The organism is Novosphingobium sp. (assembly GCF_031424035.1).
Taxonomy (GTDB): Bacteria; Pseudomonadota; Alphaproteobacteria; order Sphingomonadales; family Sphingomonadaceae; genus Novosphingobium.
Map to the genome: position 1 here is coordinate 1 of NZ_JANPGP010000121.1, position 17,686 is coordinate 17,686.

General features: G+C 63.2%; 17 protein-coding genes. 5 read left to right on the forward strand and 12 right to left on the reverse strand.

The features are described 5' to 3' along the window. A partial coding sequence (locus RMO89_RS16790) for a hypothetical protein (protein ID WP_310534570.1) occupies positions 1-224 on the forward strand: 224 nt, incomplete at its 5' end. Here RMO89_RS16790 and RMO89_RS16795 read toward each other — a convergent pair. From RMO89_RS16795 to ppk2, 3 genes are all read right to left on the reverse strand, one after another. Then, the gene (locus RMO89_RS16795; RefSeq protein ID WP_409035573.1) at positions 187-831 is read right to left on the reverse strand and encodes a LolA family protein; all 645 of its coding nucleotides are present in this window, start codon (positions 829-831) and stop codon (positions 187-189) included. The genes RMO89_RS16790 and RMO89_RS16795 overlap by 38 nt on opposite strands. 66 nt (positions 832-897) lie before the next feature. Beyond that, entirely contained in the window at positions 898-1,065 is a 168-nt protein-coding gene (gene rpmG, locus RMO89_RS16800) for a 50S ribosomal protein L33 (RefSeq protein WP_310534572.1), read from the reverse strand. A gap of 97 nt (positions 1,066-1,162) precedes the next feature. After that, positions 1,163-1,948 carry a polyphosphate kinase 2 gene (gene ppk2 / locus RMO89_RS16805; RefSeq protein ID WP_310534573.1) on the reverse strand — a complete coding sequence of 262 codons (786 nt, stop codon included), beginning with the start codon at positions 1,946-1,948 and terminating at the stop codon, positions 1,163-1,165. A gap of 100 nt (positions 1,949-2,048) precedes the next feature. Between ppk2 and phhA the strand changes: the two genes are divergently transcribed. Beyond that, positions 2,049-2,987 (forward strand): phenylalanine 4-monooxygenase, encoded by a 939-nt coding sequence (gene phhA / locus RMO89_RS16810; protein ID WP_310534574.1) that lies wholly within the window; start codon positions 2,049-2,051, stop codon positions 2,985-2,987. Between the two features lie 87 nt (positions 2,988-3,074). Here phhA and RMO89_RS16815 read toward each other — a convergent pair whose 3' ends face one another. The 4 genes from RMO89_RS16815 to RMO89_RS16830 form a co-directional block, all read right to left on the reverse strand. Continuing rightward, positions 3,075-3,374, reverse strand: coding sequence for a hypothetical protein (locus tag RMO89_RS16815; protein WP_310534576.1), 300 nt, complete (start codon positions 3,372-3,374; stop codon positions 3,075-3,077). 122 nt (positions 3,375-3,496) lie between these two features. Beyond that, positions 3,497-4,306, reverse strand: a complete 810-nt coding sequence (locus RMO89_RS16820; protein WP_310534578.1) for an undecaprenyl-diphosphate phosphatase — start codon at positions 4,304-4,306, stop codon at positions 3,497-3,499. Between the two features lie 86 nt (positions 4,307-4,392). Continuing rightward, a complete protein-coding gene (locus RMO89_RS16825; RefSeq protein ID WP_310534580.1) occupies positions 4,393-6,630 on the reverse strand; it encodes a M13-type metalloendopeptidase in 2,238 nt (745 codons plus the stop codon). Between the two features lie 78 nt (positions 6,631-6,708). Then, entirely contained in the window at positions 6,709-8,556 is a 1,848-nt protein-coding gene (locus RMO89_RS16830) for an ABC transporter transmembrane domain-containing protein (RefSeq protein WP_409035574.1), read from the reverse strand. A gap of 130 nt (positions 8,557-8,686) precedes the next feature. Between RMO89_RS16830 and RMO89_RS16835 the strand changes: the two genes are divergently transcribed. Further along, positions 8,687-9,949: a polyhydroxyalkanoate depolymerase gene (locus tag RMO89_RS16835; RefSeq protein WP_310534581.1), complete on the forward strand. Its 1,263-nt coding sequence runs from the start codon at positions 8,687-8,689 to the stop codon at positions 9,947-9,949. Here RMO89_RS16835 and RMO89_RS16840 read toward each other — a convergent pair whose 3' ends face one another. The 5 genes from RMO89_RS16840 to RMO89_RS16860 all read right to left on the reverse strand — a co-directional run bounded on the left by RMO89_RS16840 (position 9,950) and on the right by RMO89_RS16860 (position 13,968). Then, positions 9,950-10,543 (reverse strand): DUF4126 domain-containing protein, encoded by a 594-nt coding sequence (locus RMO89_RS16840; protein ID WP_310534582.1) that lies wholly within the window; start codon positions 10,541-10,543, stop codon positions 9,950-9,952. 196 nt (positions 10,544-10,739) lie between these two features. Then, positions 10,740-11,915, reverse strand: a complete 1,176-nt coding sequence (locus RMO89_RS16845) for an acetyl-CoA C-acyltransferase (protein WP_310534583.1) — start codon at positions 11,913-11,915, stop codon at positions 10,740-10,742. Between the two features lie 23 nt (positions 11,916-11,938). Beyond that, positions 11,939-12,382 carry a MaoC family dehydratase gene (locus RMO89_RS16850; protein ID WP_310534584.1) on the reverse strand — a complete coding sequence of 148 codons (444 nt, stop codon included), beginning with the start codon at positions 12,380-12,382 and terminating at the stop codon, positions 11,939-11,941. Positions 12,383-12,449: 67 nt separating this feature from the next. Beyond that, positions 12,450-13,835 (reverse strand): DUF5935 domain-containing protein, encoded by a 1,386-nt coding sequence (locus RMO89_RS16855; protein WP_310534585.1) that lies wholly within the window; start codon positions 13,833-13,835, stop codon positions 12,450-12,452. Next, positions 13,828-13,968: a hypothetical protein gene (locus tag RMO89_RS16860; RefSeq protein WP_310534586.1), complete on the reverse strand. Its 141-nt coding sequence runs from the start codon at positions 13,966-13,968 to the stop codon at positions 13,828-13,830. The genes RMO89_RS16855 and RMO89_RS16860 overlap by 8 nt, the downstream gene beginning before the upstream one ends. A 52-nt stretch (positions 13,969-14,020) precedes the next feature. On the opposite strand from RMO89_RS16860, the gene RMO89_RS16865 reads away from it, so the two are divergent. Both RMO89_RS16865 and RMO89_RS16870 read left to right on the forward strand, forming a co-directional pair. Next, positions 14,021-15,247, forward strand: coding sequence for a TIGR04063 family PEP-CTERM/XrtA system glycosyltransferase (locus RMO89_RS16865; protein WP_310534587.1), 1,227 nt, complete (start codon positions 14,021-14,023; stop codon positions 15,245-15,247). Between the two features lie 69 nt (positions 15,248-15,316). After that, positions 15,317-17,344 carry a hypothetical protein gene (locus RMO89_RS16870; RefSeq protein WP_310534588.1) on the forward strand — a complete coding sequence of 676 codons (2,028 nt, stop codon included), beginning with the start codon at positions 15,317-15,319 and terminating at the stop codon, positions 17,342-17,344. The last annotated feature ends 342 nt before the right edge of the window (positions 17,345-17,686 follow it).

Consider the following 17,686-nt stretch of genomic DNA (forward strand, 5'->3'; position numbering starts at 1 on the left):
GAGGGTTCCTTTGTGCGTTCGTCACGCTTGACGGAGCAGACCTTGGGGAGGCCAGGGCAACAGGGGGGAAACCCGCCTCCATCCGCGCCGTCCTCATCTATGTAGGGTGTCCTCGCTTGCTGTTCAATGAACAGATCGGACAGCTTATCGCAGCGGGCGGGCGCTTCTGGGCCGAAGCGTTGCCCCCTATCGACGAGTTGGCCGGCGCGGGTCGTTATATTTGAACGTGCTGTCACCGACAGCCATGCCGTAGCGCTGGTTGGACAGGGCAACCGTGGTCAGCTTGTTCTGCGAATCAAGCGCGGTCCAGCCGCCGAGCTCAAGTCCGCCGGGGGCGCCCGCCTTGCGATTGAAGCGCAGGGTCATCACGCCGAATTCGGGATGGCTGCGATCACGGACCTGAACCGTGACACCGTTCGGATCGCCGCCGACCAGCGTGCCGAACTTCTTCACATCGCGCGTGGGATCGAGCAGCGCGCCGAGCGGGCTGTTCTTGATTGGCCAACGCTGCACCTGGCGGACCTGATAATCGATCACCGTCAGCGCCGCGCCATCAGACACGATCAGCATCGGGATGCCGGGGGAATACTGGAAGCGGATGCGGCCGGGGCGCTTCAGCGTGATCGTACCGGTGGCGCGCTGGCCGTTGCGGTCGGTCTGGACGAAGCTGGCCTGCATCGTCGAGATCGAGCGCAATGCGGTGACGGCGCGATCGAGGTCTCCCGGCTGGGACTGCGCCACGGCAGGAACAGGCAGCGCGAGGGGCGCACAAACGGCAAACGCCGCCCAAAGGACGGCGCGCTTGTGAAAAAGGATCTTGGGCTGTTTCATGGTCGCCGGACTAATAGACCGGGTTTGAACAGCTTGTGAACCCGCCCCGGTGAAGGGGCGCGGCAATCACTTGATCTTTGCTTCCTTGAACTCGACATGCTTGCGCACGACGGGATCATACTTCTTGAAGCTCATCTTCTCGGTCGTGTTGCGCGGGTTCTTCCGGGTAACATAGAAGAAGCCGGTGTCGGCGGTCGACACGAGACGGATCTTGACGGTTGCGGGCTTCGCCATGGGGGTATCCTGAAAACCTGAAATGATTCGGGATCGACGGTAAGCCGCCGATGCGAGCGGGGCCTTTGGTCGAACCCTGCCCGAAAGTCAAGGCGCGCTAAGCTTTGAAGGGCTTGATCGGCTTGAGCACGGAATACTTCTCTTTCATGGGCGCATGGCCCAGCGGTGGCAGTTCAATTGCTGGCGGCTCGACATGAGTATCGGGCAGGCGGTTGAGCAAGTCGCGAATCAGGGTCAGTCGACCCAGTTTCTGGTCGTTGAAATCGATCAGAGTCCACGGCGCATGGTCGGTATGGGTCGCTTTCAGCATGGCCTCGCGCGCTTTGGTGTAGTCAGCGTATTTTTCACGCGCGGTGACATCGATGGGTGACAGCTTCCAGCGCTTGAGCGGGTCTTCGAGGCGCTCGGCGAAACGCTTTTCCTGCTGTTCCTGATCGGTGCACAGCCAGTATTTGAACAGGAGTATGCCGTCGTCAGTCAGCTGCTTTTCGAAAGCGGGGGCCTGCATCAGAAACGATTCGACCTGTTCTGGCGTGGCAAAGCCCATGACCTTTTCGACTCCGGCACGGTTGTACCACGAACGGTCGAACAGCACGATTTCGCCTGCCGTCGGCAGGTGCGCGGCATAGCGCTGGAAATACCATTGGCCCTTTTCGGCATCGCTGGACTTGGGCAATGCGACGGTGCGGCATTGGCGCGGATTGAGCGGCTCGGCGATGGCGCGAATGGCGCCGCCCTTGCCCGACGTATCGCGCCCTTCGAAAACAACGACGATCCGCTTGCCCTTGGCCGCCACCCAGCGCGCCATGGCCACCAGCTCTTCCTCTAGCGGGGCGTAGAGCTCCTCGAACTCCTTGCCTTTCAACTTCTTCCTGTCACTCATGCGGCCCTGCCTTTCGCGCGGATGATGCGCCTATGGCGGGGGCGGTGCAACCATTCGGTTGTTCGTCACGCTGGCGCATGATAAAGTTGCAATCGAAACCATGTCCAGACCGCCCGCCTCGCATCCTGACTATACGCGCCTGCCCGAACCCGGGCCGGGCATGTTCGCCGCGCCGTTGCAGCGCCCGGCCCAAGTTGGCGAGGACTGGCTGGAGCCGGCGCAGCGGGCCTATTCGAGCGAAGATGACAGCATCTGGAACGATCTCTTTGCCCGGCAAATGCAGGTCCTCCCCGGCCGTGCTGCCACACTGTTCATGGACGGGCTGGACCGGCTTGATCTGGGGCGGGGCGGGGTGCCCGATTTCGGCCGGCTGTCAGAGGATCTTGGCAAGCTGACTGGCTGGTCGGTCGTGCCGGTGCCGATGCTGATCCCCGATCACGTGTTCTTCTGGCATCTCGCCAACCGGCGATTCCCGGCGGGGAACTTCATCCGCACGCGCGAGACGTTTGACTATATTCAGGAACCTGACGTGTTCCACGATGTGTTCGGTCACGTGCCGCTGCTCGCCGATCCGGTCTATGCCGATTACATGCAGGAATATGGCCGCGCCGGGTGGAAGGCGATGCGTTACAACCGGCTGAAGGCACTGGGCGCGCTGTATTGGTACACGGTGGAGTTCGGGCTGATCCTGGAGGGCGCGGATGTGCGGGCCTATGGCGCGGGCATCCTCTCAGGACCTACCGAGGCGGTGTTTTCGGTCGAGGGAAAATCGCCCAACCGGATCATGCTCAATGTCGATCGAGTGATGCGTACCGACTATGTGATCAGCGACTTGCAGCCGACCTACTTCGTGATCGAGAGCTTCAAGGAGCTCTTTCACGATACCGTCGATCGTGATTTCGACCGGCTCTACCGCAGCCTGGGGCCGGGGTTCACTTACGCAAATACGGCGGTGATCGACGTCGATGACGTTCTGCAACGCGGCACGCAGGAGTACCTGCTGCGCGGTGGGCGTGGAAGCGATGCCCAACCGGTTTAGTGGGCCTGGTCCATTCTGGTTCGGACAAGAAAAAGGGCCGGCAGCATTGGGATGCCGGCCCTTTCGCGCAAGATCGGACTGAAAGCCTTATTCGGGCTTCAAGTCCTTCTTGTCTGCCTTGTCTTCCATGGCATCAGCCTTGGTGTCGGCACCTTCGCGGACCGCATCGGCCTTGTTTTCGATGGCGTCAGCCTTGGCTTCGGGAGCACCCGAGGCGCGGGCTGCTTCGGCCTGTGCGTTCAGGGCTTCGGCATCGGCTTCACCCGACGCGCGAACGGCCTGTGCCGCTGCTTCTTCAGCGTTTTCCTTCTTGCTGTCGCAAGCGGCCAGGCTGAGAGCCATGGCTGCGGTCGATGCAATCATCGCGCCTTTGATAAGTGCCTTCATGAGAACGTCCTTTTGGTTCCGTCAGCGCCCCCTGGGCACCAAACATGGATGTTCGGCACCAGTTTGAAACCGGGGCCGGTGCCATCAAAAACGGAGTTCTCGGAAATTGGTTCCCGGAGGAATCAGCGCGCCAGCAAAAAAAGTGCGAGGGCGCCGGCAGCGATCCGGTACCAGGCGAAAGGCGCAAAGCCCGAGCGCGCGACATAGGCCATGAAGGCCTTGATCACCGCGAGCGCGACTATGAACGACACGACGAAGCCGATGCCGATCAGGTCCCAACCGACCGCGATGTTGCCCGACATCAGCGCCTCACGGTTGTCGAGGACCTCAAGCGTGGTTGCGCCCAGCATGGTCGGGACGGCAAGGAAAAAGCTGAATTCCGCCGCCGTGCGCCGCTCTACGCCCATGGCGAGCGCGCCCATGATCGTTGCGCCGGACCGGCTGACTCCGGGGATCATCGATACGCACTGGACCATGCCGATGCCCAGCGCGGTGCGGACCGAAAGCTGCGCGACGCCGCTTGGTCCGCCGGGCTTGGCCGTGCGTTCGATCACAAGGATGGCAATGCCGCCAAGGATTAGCGCCCAGGCGACGATCGACGGGCTGCCCAGCATGGCGTGAATCTGGTCTTTGAGCAGGAGGCCGAGCACCGCCGAGGGAATGAAGCCGAGCAGGATGTTGCGCACAAAGGCGATCGACATCGGCTCAAGCCGCAGCAGCCCAGCGCCCACAGCCCAGAACGTGCGCCAATAGAGCGCCACGACCGCCATGATCGCGCCAAGCTGGATGATGACGTTGAACACCTTCCAGGTGTCGGCATCATAGCCGAGGATTTCGGTGGCCAGCACAAGGTGCCCGGTCGACGAGACCGGCAGAAATTCGGTGAGGCCTTCGACGATGCCAAGGAGGATGGCGATAATGACGGGATCCATGGCGCGCACAAGGAAACGGGCGCAGCTTTCAAGTCAAGCCGCGCCCGTTAATTTCACCCGAATTTGCCCATCTGTTATCTGGGGTATTACCAGATGCGCAAGCGCTTTTCGGGCGGCAGGTACAGCTTGTCGGTCGGCTTCACGCCAAACGCCTTGTACCATTCGTCGATGTTGCGGACGATGCCATTGACGCGGAACTGGCCGGGCGAATGCGGATCGGTCAGAAGCTGCTGGCGCAGGGCCGCTTCGCGCATCTTTACCTTGAACACCTGAGCATAGGCCATGAAGAAGCGCTGGTCGCCAGTCAGCCCGCCTATCACCGGGGCCGGCTTGCCGCCAAGCGATAGCTTGTAGGCGCGGTAAGCCAGGCTGATGCCGCCAAGGTCGCCGATGTTCTCGCCCAGCGTCAGGCGGCCGTTGATGCAGGCCTTGCCGCCGGGATTGGTTGCGTCGATCGGGCAATGGTCATTGTACTGTCCGACAAGCGCGTCGGTCAGTTTGACGAAATTGGCCTTGTCCGCCGGCGTCCACCAGTCCCGCAAATTGCCCTCGCCATCCGACTTGGAACCCTGATCGTCGAAGCCGTGGCCCATTTCGTGGCCGATGACCGCGCCGATCGCGCCGTAATTCACCGCGTCGTCGGCCTTCAGGTTGAAGAACGGCGGCTGCAGGATGGCAGCGGGAAAGACGATCTCGTTCTTGGTCGAGTTGTAATAGGCATTCACCGTTTCGGGCAGCATGCCCCATTCGGTACGGTCGACCGGCTTGCCGAGGCGCGAGATATTGTCTTCCTGTCCCCAGCGCGATGCGGCGAGCGCATTGGCGATCGGATCGGTCGGTGTGAAGGTCAGACCTTCATAGGACTTGAACTTCACCGGATAGCCGATCTTGGGATCGAAAGCGTCAAGCTTGGCCTTGGCCTGAACCCGGGTTTCCGGCCCCATCCACTTGAGATCCACAAGGTTGAGCGCCATCGCCGCACGCAGGTTGGCGACCAGCTTTTCCATCGCTGCCTTGTTGGCCGCGGGGAAATAGCGTTCGGCGTAGATCTTGCCGACGAGTTCACCGGCCATGCCTTCGACCGCCGAAATGCCGCGCTTCCAGCGGGGGCGCTGTTCGGGCTGGCCGCTAAGCAGCTTGCCGTAGAAGTTGAAGCTGGCTTCATCGAAACGCTTGGGAAGGAGCGAGGCAGCGCCGCTGGCCACGCCCTTTTCAAGCCAGGCCTGCCAAAGCGCGACTGGCTCGCTGGCAATCATCCGGGCAATCGCCGGTACGCCGCCATTGCTGACATTTGCTGCCTGCGCAGGAGTCAGCTTGGCGACCGCGAGTTCCTCTGCCGTCGGAGGCAGCTGGCCGACGACGACTTCGGTTGCCTTGCCGCCGGTCATCTTGGTGACCATGGCCGCGAGCCCCACGCCCGGAGCGAGCGCGTCAAGTTCCTGCAGGCTGAGCTTGTTGTAGGTCAGGTCGCGGTTGCGGCCGACGGTGCGGTCCCAGGTCACCTCGGCAATGCGCTTTTCGAGGCCATAGACATCAGCCGCGGTCTTCGCCGGATCGGCATAGCCGAGCTCGGTGTAGAGGAAGGTCAGGTACTGCTTGTATGCATCCTGGAACTGCTTGAAGCGCGGATTGTCCTGCAGGTACATGTCACGGTCAGGCAGGCCGAGGCCGCTCTGGCGGATCGAGAAGACGTGGCTGTCGGACTTCTTGGCATCGACGCCAACGCCCATGCCGAGCGGCGAAGGCACGCCGGGTTCGATGAACAGGTCGGTCAGCGCGCTGACCGTATTGGCCGCCTTGATGCGGTCAAGGTACGGCTTCAGCGGGGCAATGCCGCGCGCTTCGATCGCGTCAGTGTCCATGAACGCCTTATAGGCCGAGACGACGCGTTCAGCGTCAGTGCCCGGTGCCGGGTTGGAGGCGACGAGTTCGTCCATGATCGCCTTCATCCGCGTTTCCGAAAGGTCGCGCAGGACGATGAAGCCGCCGGTCGAGGTGCGATCCGCCGGGATCTCGGCCGTGTCCATCCACTTGCCGTTGACGTAGCGGTTGAAATCGTCGCCCGGGCGCACCGAGGTGTCGTTGTACCAGGTCTGGATACCGGCGGCGCCCCAGCCGTCGGTTCGGTCAGCTGCAGGTTTGGCGACCACGGCTTTCTTCGTGACCGCGGCCTTCTTGGCAACGGCCTTGGCCACCGGCTTGGCGGCGGGCTCGGCCTTTGCCGTCATGTGGTGGCCGGCGTGCGGGTCGGCAGCTTGCGCCTGAGCGGCATTGGCAAAGGCGAGCGCAAACAGGCTCGCGGCGAAGGCGGTGTTCCGGATCATGCAGTCCCCATCGATTGTTGGATGGTTGCAAAGGCAACCAATCCGCTTTTCGTAGCAACCGTGCGCGCGGGCGCAATTCTATTCGACGGGCCGCATGGCCTTTTCGTCGAATTGCAGCGCTGCGAGGTGGGCATAGAGACCGCCCGCTTTGCTCAGTTCGTCATGAGTCCCGACTTCGACGATGCGCCCGGCATCGAGCACGACGATGCGGTCGGCCTTGCGGACGGTCGACAGGCGGTGCGCGATGACCAGCGTGGTGCGGGTTTCCATCAGCCGGTCGAGCGCCTGCTGGACGAGCCGCTCACTTTCGGCATCAAGCGCCGAAGTGGCCTCGTCGAGCAGCAGGATCGGCGCGTCGCGCAGCAGGGCCCGGGCAATGGCCACGCGCTGGCGCTGGCCGCCGGACAGGCGTGCGCCGTTTTCGCCCAGGAACGTGTCGAGGCCGTCGGGCAGTTCGCGCAGGAAGGATTCGGCATTGGCGGCGCGGGCGGCTTCCCAGACGGCCTCGTCGCCGGCGTTCCAGTTGCCATAGCGCAGGTTGTCCCGCGCGGTGGCGGCGAACAGCACGCCGTCCTGCGGCACGAAAGCGATGCGGCGGCGCACGTCGGCGGGGTCGGTGGAGGTCAGCGGCACGCCATCAATGCGCACCGTGCCCGATTGCGGATCATAGAATCGCTCGGCGAGCTGGAAGATCGTGCTCTTGCCTGCACCGGAAGGGCCGACGATAGCGACAGTCTCGCCGGGTTCAATCTTGAGGCTGAAATCGTGCAGCGCGGCTATTTCGAGCCGGGTCGGATAGCGGAACGTCACCCGGTCGAACGCGATCTGCCCGCGCGGCGGCATGGGCAGCGCGGTCGGGCGTGCGGGCGGGGCGATACCGGGCTTCTCGTTAAGCAGTTCGTTCAGCCGGCTGGCCGCGCCCGCGCCGCGCAGCAGGTCGCCATAGACTTCCGACAAGGCGCCGAGCGACGATGCAATCAGGCCGCCGGCAAAGACAATGCCGGCAATCGTGCCGCCGCTGATCTGGCCCGTGGCGACGCCGATCGCGCCCTGCCACAGCGCGACGACAATCGCGCCGAAGATCAGGAACATGACCAGCGCGGTCATCATCGCGCGGATGCGGATGCGGCGCTTGGCCGTGGTGAAGGTTTCCTCGACGGCGGACTGGAACCGCTCGGCCTCGCGCTTTTCCTGATTGAAGGCCTGAACCACCTTCATCGCGCCGAGCACTTCGGTGACCATCGCCCCGATATCGGCGACCCGGTCCTGGCTGGTGCGCGAGACGTTGCGCAGGCGGCGGCCGAAGTAGACGATCGGCAGGACGACAATCGGGATCGCCAACAGCAGCTTGCCGGTTAGCGCGGGCGCCAGATAGAACATGTAGGCGGTCGACAGGATGGCGATCAGCAAGTTGCGCAGCGCCACAGAAACGGTGGTGCCGACCACGACCTCGATCAGCGAGGTGTCAGATGTCATGCGCGAGGAAATCTCGGCCGGGCTGTTTTCCTCGAAGAAGGCGGGGGGCATGCGCAGCAAGTTGGCTTGCACCCGGGTGCGGATATCGGCGACAACCCGCTCTCCCAGCCACGACACGAAATAGAAGCGGACTGCGGTGGCGAGGCCAAGGACGACGATCACCATCAGCATCAGCGTGAAGGTGTTGTCGATCTCGGAAATCTGGGTTCCGTTGCCGAAGCCCTTGTCGACGATGTCCTTCAGCCGGCTGGGAATGAAGGCGGTAGCAGCAGACGTGGTCAGCAGAGCAAGGAAGGCAAAGATCACCTGGCGCGGATAATTCAGCGCCTGGGCCCAGATCATCTTGAGCGGACCAAGGGTGCGCGCGGGCTTGGGCTCAGCCGTATCCGGCTCGGCCACGGGGGACGGCGTTGCGGTTTCGATTTGCGAAGCTTCGTCGGCACTGGCCATAGACCCGCGCCCTAGCGCAGGGCGGGGCCTTGCGAAAGCGTATAGATCGCCATTTGCAACGCTTTTTCATTGTGCATTGCAACATGGAGGAAAAAGGGCCACCTTGGTGGTCAAATCGGAGCGCAAAACCTTGCTGTACAACGCACATGAACTCAACCGCGCGTGGATGACCGGCGCGAGCGCCTGGGCATCGATCGGGGCGGAAATCCTCAACAATCCAAAGCTGCCGATGGGCTATTTCGGCGTTGGGCCGGTGATCGCATCGGCGCTTGACGTCTTCGCCCATGCATCCGCGCCGCGCGGCAAGCCATCGTTCGACCTCGAGACGGTGACGGTGGACGGGACTTCCTATCCGGTAACCGAGGCGATTGTGCTGCACCGCCCGTTCGGCAACCTGCTGCGCTTTACCCACACTGGTCTGCCCGACAACGCGCCGAAACTGCTGATCGTCGCGCCGATGAGCGGCCACTTCGCCACTCTGCTGCGCGGGACGGTCCAACGCATGCTCGAACGCGCAGAGGTATTCATCACCGACTGGGCCGATGCCAAGATGGTGCCGCTGGAAGCGGGGGCCTTCAGCCTCGATGACTATATCGACCAGCTGATCGGCTTCCTTGAGCACATCGGGGCCCAGGGAGACGGACGGGGCGCACATATGTTGGCAGTCTGCCAGCCCTCGGTCCCCGCGCTCGCCGCGACTGCGCTGATGGCTGAGGACAAGAACCCCTATCGTCCGCTGACCCTGACCATGATGGGCGGCCCGATCGACACGCGCGAGGCGCCGACCAGCGTCAATGACGTTGGCACGCAGCGCCCGCTGAGCTGGTTCGAAAACACGGTGATCGCCACGGTCCCGGCGATCTATCCGGGCGGCGGCCGCAGAGTCTATCCGGGGTTCCTGCAGCTCGCCGGCTTCATGGCGATGAACATGGGCTCGCACATGATGAGCCATTACCACATGTTCAAACACATGGTGGCAGGTGACGGTGAAAGCGCCGATGCCTCCAAGGCATTCTACGAGGAATACCGCAGCGTCTGCGACCTTCCCGCCGAATATTACCTGCAGACCATCGAGCACGTGTTCCAGAAGCACTCGTTGCCCAAGGGTGAGTTCCGCCACGGCAAGCGCCTGATCAAGCTCGACGCTATCACCGACACAGCGTTGCTCGCCATCGAAGGTGAAAATGACGACATTTCCGGCATTGGTCAGACGCGCGCTGCGCTTAAGGTCACCCCGGGTCTCGCCGATAGCCGCAAGCAATACCTGCTTGCGGAAGACGTTGGCCATTACGGCATCTTCAACGGCAGCAAGTGGCGAAACCGTATTGCCCCGGTTGTCGAGGAATGGATGGCCAGGCACGCGGCGAGGACCGAGCTCAAGGTCGTCGCCTGATCAGCCGGTTTCGGCGCGTCCGAACAGCCTCTTGAACACCGCGCGTGCGACGAGCAGGAGTCCGATGGCAGCGGCGAGAATGAATAAGGCCACGCCAGCCGCAATCTGCGGATAGGCATAGACGCCCCAAAGCAGCCCGGCGCTCGCCACGTCTTCTGTGGTCGACAGGGCGATGTTGCTGAACGGCTCAGGGCTGGTGTTGACCGCTGCCCTCGTCCCAGCCTTGGCCCCGTGAGTCAGCAGCGATGCCCCGCCGCCGAGGATAAAGGCGACCACCTGCGTTGTCGGGTCGGAAGGATCCGCCAAGGCCAGCGCCAGAACCGCGCCGCCAATCGGCCGGATCGCGGTGTGGATCATGTCCCAGGCCGAATCGATCCAAGGCACCTTGTCTGCCAGGAACTCGACCGAAGCGGCGAGGCCCGCGATGCCGATAACGATCGGGTTGGCGAGTACCTGCAGCGCCTGCAAATGCTCGGGCAGCGGCCATGCCCCAAATCGCATGGCGAGGCCGGTGGCGAAAATGCAGAGGTAAAGCCGCCAGCCTGATAGAAGGCTGACGCTACCGGCAATTCCCAGGATTTCGACTATGCCCATGCCAGCAGGATGCGGCGGTTCAAGGCCGTGCGCAATCCAAATCCTCTCCATTTTTCCGCAGGACAAATGGGGAGGGGGACCGCTGCCGAAGGCAGGGGTGGAGGGGTTTCAACGGCAGCGCCATTGCCCCTCCATCAGTCGCTGCGCGCCTGCCACCACCCCATTTGCCCTGCGTAAGAATGGAGAGGATTATTGATCACAGAACCTCGAACAGCCCCGCCGCGCCCATGCCGCCGCCGACGCACATGGTGACGACCACATGCTTGGCACCGCGCCGCTTGCCCTCGATCAGCGCGTGCATCGCGGCACGCGCGCCGGTCATGCCGTAAGGGTGCCCGATCGAGATGGCGCCGCCGTTGACGTTCATCAGCTCGTTCGGGATGCCCAGCTTGTCACGGCAATAGAGCACCTGAACGGCGAATGCTTCGTTCAGCTCCCACAGGCCGATATCGTCCATTTTCAGGTCGAAGCGGCTGAGCAGCTTGGGGATCGCAAACACGGGGCCAATTCCCATTTCGTCTGGCTCGGTGCCAGCGACTGCCATGCCGACAAAGCGGCCTAGCGGGGAGAGGCCCTTCTTCGCGGCGGTTGCGGCTTCCATGATGATAACCGCAGCCGAACCATCCGAAAGCTGGCTGGCATTGCCCGCCGTGATCGAACCGCCAGGGATCACCGGCTGGAGCGACTGCAAGCCCTCGAGCGTAGTGTCAGGCCGGTTACCCTCGTCCTTGGTCAGCGTGACGTCCTTGGTCGAGGTCTCGCCCGTCGTCTTGTCAGTCACCGACATGGTGGTGGTGACCGGAACGATCTCCGCATCGAACGCGCCCGATGCCTGCCCAGCGGCAGTGCGCTGCTGCGACTGGAAGGCATATTCGTCCATCGCATCGCGGCTGATGCCATAGCGCTTGGCGACGACTTCGGCGGTCTGCAACATCGGCATATAGGTTGCCGGGTGCATGGCGATGAGCGCCGGATCGAAGCCAACGCGCATGTCCTTGGTCTGGACCATCGAGATCGAATCCTGCCCGCCAGCAGCGACGACGTCCATCTTGTCCATCACCACCTGCCGGCTGGCGGCGGCAATCGCCATCAGGCCGGAGGAGCACTGGCGATCGATCGTCTGCGCCGAAGAGGTGACGGGAAGTCCGGCACGCAGCGCGACAAGACGCCCGATATTGCCGGCTTGCCCGCCCTGGGTCAGAACGCAGCCCCAGGCGACATCGTCAATCTCGCCCGGTTCGATGCCGGCGCGCTCTACCGCTGCGGCGAGCGAGAACGCACCGAGGCTTGGCGGCTGGGTGGCGTTGAAGGCACCGCGATAGCCGCGGCCCATGCCCGTGCGGGCGGCGGAAACGATGAGGGCATCACGCATGGTCTTGTTCCTTGTCTTATTCTTCAACCGAAGTGCTGGAAGATCCATTCGGCGATCAGCGCCGGCTTGGTCTCGCCTTCGATTTCCACGGTCGCCTCGACCTTCTGCTGCCACTGGCCGGGGCGCTTTTCTTCCATTTCGAGCAGTTTGAAATGCCCACGAATCTTGCTCCCCGACTTGACGAAGCTGAGGAAGCGGACCTTGTCGAAGCCATAATTGATCGACATCGCGACCTGCGGCTTTTCGACTGCCGTCTCCAGCATTTTGGACAGCAAAGACAGGGTGAGAAAGCCGTGCGCCACGGTCGAGCCCAGCGGGGTCGCCTTGGCCATTTCGGGGTTCACGTGGATGAACTGGTGGTCTTCGGTTACATCGGCAAATGCATCGATGCGAGACTGGTCCACGGTGATCCATTCGGAGGTGCCGAGCGTTTCGCCGATCTTCCCCGCAAGGTCCTGAAGCTTCATCTGGGTGCCTTTCACATGGCCGGAAAGCGCACGTGATGGACCATGAAAAGCGGCAGCGCAACGCGCCTCAATTTGCCGCTACGGCACCGGGAATGTTGAGCTTGGGGCGGGCGCGAATCACCCGGACATCGGGCGAATCGATTCGCCGCAGGTAGGACCACAGCCCGCATTGCACGCCGATCAACATCAGCGCGAAGGCCTGGAAGGCGATGCCGACGAACAGCGAGCCGAGCAGGTAGACCAGTTGGGCCTGCTGCAAGGCATTGGCCAAGGGCGCCTGCCATTGCACATCGGTCCCGGCGCCGGGCGCGGCGGCCTTTTTGCGCCAGCGCGAGCGCAGCCGTTCCATCTGCCACAGGCCCATCGCCTGGATCCACAACCACAGGAACAGCCCCGGCCAGCCCTGTTCGCCCAGCATCTCGAAATAGCTGGAATGATAGGCGCGGGCGGCATCCTCTACCTGCTGGATCTCGACACCCGTATTGTTGCCCTGGCCGGTGGCAGCGCGGGTTTCGATGCGCAGGCGGTTGGAACGGAATGCGTCGAACCCGCCGCCCAGCGGATGATCCTTCACATAGTCGAGCGTCCACATCCACACGGCGACGCGGGTGGAGGCCGATTCGTCGGACTGGTGATTCTCGATCGTGTCCATGCGCTTGGTATAGCTTTCGGGCAGGAACGGGATGGCCACCAGCGCCAGAGCGGCCATCGCCGCCATGTAAAGGAAGCGGTTCTTCACCGAGCGCAGTGACAGCAGGAACAGCAAGCCGATGCAAAGCAGCCCGGTACGTGCCTGGGTGCCGATTGGAATGAGCATGCAGGCGAAGATCAGGGCCACGGCGAACAGCATGGTCAGCTTGCCGCGCGGAAAGATCGTGGTGTACTTTGCCGCCCACCAGACCAGCGGGATCGCGGCGATAGCCATGCACGAGATGATCGAGCCTTCGTAAATCCCGGTATTATCATTCACGAACAGTTTGAGCGTGCCATAACCGCCGCCCGATGCCAGTGTCTTGATGGCCCCGCCGATGACGATCGCGCCGATGCTCAGCACCATGACCAGGATCGCCGATTCAAATCGCAGCCGGGTCCGCAGGGTCAGCGGCAGGAACACGGCGAAGATCATGGCTTTCCATACCCATGCCCATTTGGCCGCCGCTTCCACCGGGAAATCGGCGGAAAGCGTGGTCAGGCCGCAGTAGACCAGCAGCACGACCAAGAGCGCTTGCCGCAAGGTAAATCGGCTGTCTTGCTTGTTGTCGATTATCAGCCAGCCACCAAAGGCGAGCACAAAGGTCAGCAGTGAAATCTGCAGTTTGGGCAGGATCATCCAGGTAAATTTCTGGGGCGCCAGGATATCGATGTAGAGATAGGCCAGCACCCAGACAAAGGGACGTCGCAAACCGATGGCGATCAATCCGATGACGAAGGCGGCAAGCCCAAGCTCAGTCATTGCCCGGATCCGGCTGTGGCGGCGCAGGATCGTTATCCAGATCGGCGCGCGAAAGCAGGCGCAAGGCGGCATAGGCCAGCAGGGCGTGCGTCAGTCCGAGCGCGAAAATATCCACCATGGTGCGCGCAGCCATAGCGCGGGCGGGTTGACGCGGCGTTAAGCCTTGTCTGGCAGAGATTTGCGCCATGACACGCGTTCTCCATGTTCTCGATCACTCTTTGCCGCTGCACAGTGGCTACACCTTTCGTACGCGCGCGATCCTCAAGAGCCAGCAGGCGATGGGGATCGAAGTGCGCGGCATCACCGGCCTGCGGCACATGGCCGAGGGGCCGGATGCGGAAGAGGCGGACGGCATCCTGTTCCACCGCACACGCGGGGTTGCTGGCGGTCCGGCCGGCCTGCGCGAATGGCGCGAGATCGGCTTGCTTGCCGGTGCCATCGTCAAGCTGTGCGGTGAGTGGCGGCCCGATGTGATCCATGCCCATTCGCCCGCGCTCTGCGGAGCAGCGGCGCTGCGCGCCTCGCGCAAGCTCGGCATACCGCTGGTCTATGAAATCCGCGCCTTCTGGGAAGATGCCGCCGTGGGCAATGGCACCGGCAGCGAAGGCTCGCTGAAGTACCGGCTGACCCGCAAGCTGGAGGATCATGTCATCGCCGGCGCGAATCATGTGGTGACGATCTGCCAGGGCCTCAAGGATGATCTGGTGACGCGTGGCGTCGATCCCGTGCGGATCACCATTTCGCCCAACGGCGTCGACCTCGCCCTGTTCGGCGAACCGACCGCGCCTGAACCGGAACTGCGCGACGTGCTCGGTCTGGGTAGCGGGCCGGTGATCGGCTTCATCGGCAGCTTCTATGATTACGAAGGCCTTGACGACCTGATCGATGCCATGCCGCTGCTGGTGGCGGAACATCCCGATGCGCGACTGCTGCTGGTCGGCGGCGGCCCGCGCGAGGCGCAGCTACGGGCCCAGGCCGAAGCATCGAGCGCCGCAGGCGCGATCCGCTTCGTCGGCCGCGTGTCGCATCATGAGGTGGAGCGCTATTACGCACTCTGCGACATCATGGCCTATCCGCGCAAGGCGAGTCGGCTGACCGATCTGGTCACGCCACTCAAGCCGCTGGAAGCCATGGCGCAGGACAAGCTGGTCGCGGCGTCATCGGTGGGCGGTCACCGCGAACTGGTGGAAGACGGACGCACTGGCATCCTGTTTGCTCCCGACAATCCCGAGGCCTGCGCCGCAGCGCTGGCGCGGCTGGTCAAGGCAACCGAAACCTGGCCGGCGATTCACGCCAATGGCCGCGAGCACGTTCGCGCCAGTCATGATTGGGCGAAAAACGTTCATCGTTATCTTCGTGTTTACCAAACACTGGTAGCCATCCCAGTGGTTGAAGAGACCATTGCCGCCTGACTCGGCGGTGGGTCCACAGGATTAGGGGTTCTGACCTTGGTTGCGAAGCCACTGAAAACGAAGAGCAAATTGCCGGTCAGTCGTCATCCGTTGTTCGCGCCGATGGTCGCCTTGTGGTTTGCCGCCCTGTTCGGGCTTGGCAGCCTGGCGATTCGCCCGGCGCTGCTCGAATCGGCGATTCTCGCATTGCGGATCGATCTCGTGATTCCGGCCGCCGCGCCGCCGCTTGGCTTCACCTTCCGCATTCTGCTGGCCCTGTCGCTATTCGTCATTGGTGGAGCGATCGGTTTCTTTCTGGCTCGCCGCCTCGCCCGCCCTGCCGGTCAGCAGAGCGCCGGAACCCGCTTCTCAAGGGTCAAAGCCGCCGCCCAGGCTGCCGACCCCGCAGAAGTTGACGCCTATGAAGAGGACGACGATTTCGCTCGCCTCGCCTTGGCCCGCCGCGTCGAAGACGAAGCCGCAAATGCCAATGTCATTCCGGGCCGCCGCCGCGCGCTGGCCATGGACGAGGATTTCACAAACGACATACACGATCTCGCGCCGGTCCCCGGACACAAGCCGCAGATCCTAGATCTCGCCGATCTCGGCGCTTTCGACGAAGCCGAACAGCCTGAGGCGCTCGAACAGCCTGAGACGCCCGAACAGGTAGCCGCGCCGGCCGCCGCCTCCGAGGATGAGGATCAGGAGCCGCAGTTCGATCCGTGGCGCCGACATCCCAATGCTTCGCCCGCCGTGCAGGTTTTCGTCGGGGACGAAACCGAAGTCGACGCGCCTGTCCAAATGGCCGCGCCCATTGCAGCGCCGATTCAAGCCGGCTCCGACTTCTCTCGTCCGCAAGCCGCCGATCATGGCGAAGCGCCGAGTTCCTTCGATGCGCCGGCTTTCGCGCCGCCCGCCGCCTTCGCGCCCCCCGCCGAATTCGCCGCACCCAGCTTTGCGGAACCCGCCAGCTTCGCGCCGGCACCCTATAGCCCCTTCGCTGCGCCTGCAGCGTTCGAAGCTCATGAAAGTGCCGAATTCGCCGCCGATCTGCACGGTGCAGCCAATGACGAAAGCGGGCCCGTGACGGAAGTCGCAGCGCTTGCCGCGCCGGAAGCAGACATTGCGCCAGAGCCCGCTGCCGCCTTCACCCCGGCACCGCTCGATTTCCTCACGCCGTCTCAGCCGGCTCCTTCGCTGCCGGTCTTTGGTGCCGCGACTGGCGATGCCGCCGAACGGCTCGTGGCCATGCCGCTGACCTCGCTCGGCGTCGTCCAGCTTGCCGAGCGTCTGGCCCTGGCGATTGCCCGCAAGCGTGAGGCCGCCTCTACAGAAGATGCAGCGCCTGTCGAACTCCCCGGGTTGCCGGCCAGCCTGTCTGTGCCGCAGCCGCCGATCCCGGTCGCCTTTCCGCTTCCGCCGAGCCTGATTCCGCCGCCGGCGATGAATTTCGCGCGGCCCGAGCCGGTTGAACCTGTCTCCGAAGCCGAGCCTGTCGCCGCAGCTGAGCCCGAATTCGACGCAGAAGTTTACGCCGAAACCGACAATGCCTTCGAAGCCCCTGCTGAACCTGCCACCGCCGTCACACAGCTGTTCGGACAGTCCTCGGCTCTGCCCGCCGCGCTGCGCCCGTTCAATTTCGACGACAGTGTCGATGACGAACCGCTGCCCTCGATTCTGCCGCCGCGCGGATTTCCGAAGCTGCCCGAACAGGTTGCTGCAGCGCAGTCCGTGGCACCCGTCCGGCCGGGTGAAGACGTCGCCGAACACGCCGCCCCTGAAGCATCCGGGGAGGACGAAACCTATGCCTCGCTGCTCGAAATGAAGACTCCGCCGCGCGCCTTCGTGCGGATCGAGGAGCCGCAGGTGGAAAGCGCTTCGGTTGAGCCGGTGGTGATCTTTCCCGGACAGGACAGCCGCCACGCTTTCGCCAATGGCGGGACGTCCTTCACCTCGGTTCCGAGCGAAGAAGCAGGCCGCCTGTTTGACGCACCTCCAGCGCCCAACGCGCCGCTGCGTATGCCGCCGGCCGTGACGCGCAGCATCGATGCCGAGGAAACCGAGCGCCAGCTCAAGGCTGCTCTGGCAACCCTGCAGCGAATGAGCGGCGCGGCTTGATCCGGACCCGCCGATTCGCTCTTCCGCGTGAAATCGCGGGCGCTCTGAGATAGCGCTCGCTTCGCATCGGCGATCAGAATACCCTTATGGCGGTTTCGTTTTCCGCCAAACCGATCCTGCCTGCCACTTCGCAGTTGCAAAAACACTATCCTGTCGCCATTGCGACCATTCGCGCAACTTCGCTGCATTTCGTGGCTGGGTGAGTCGCGTTTGATTTCCGTTGTAACCAGTTTTCTGGGCGCAGCGGACCAGGACAGGACAGGATTTTCGAATGGGACTTCCGCAGCCCCAGGGCCTTTACGATTCACGCAACGAGCATGACGCATGCGGTGTGGGCTTTGT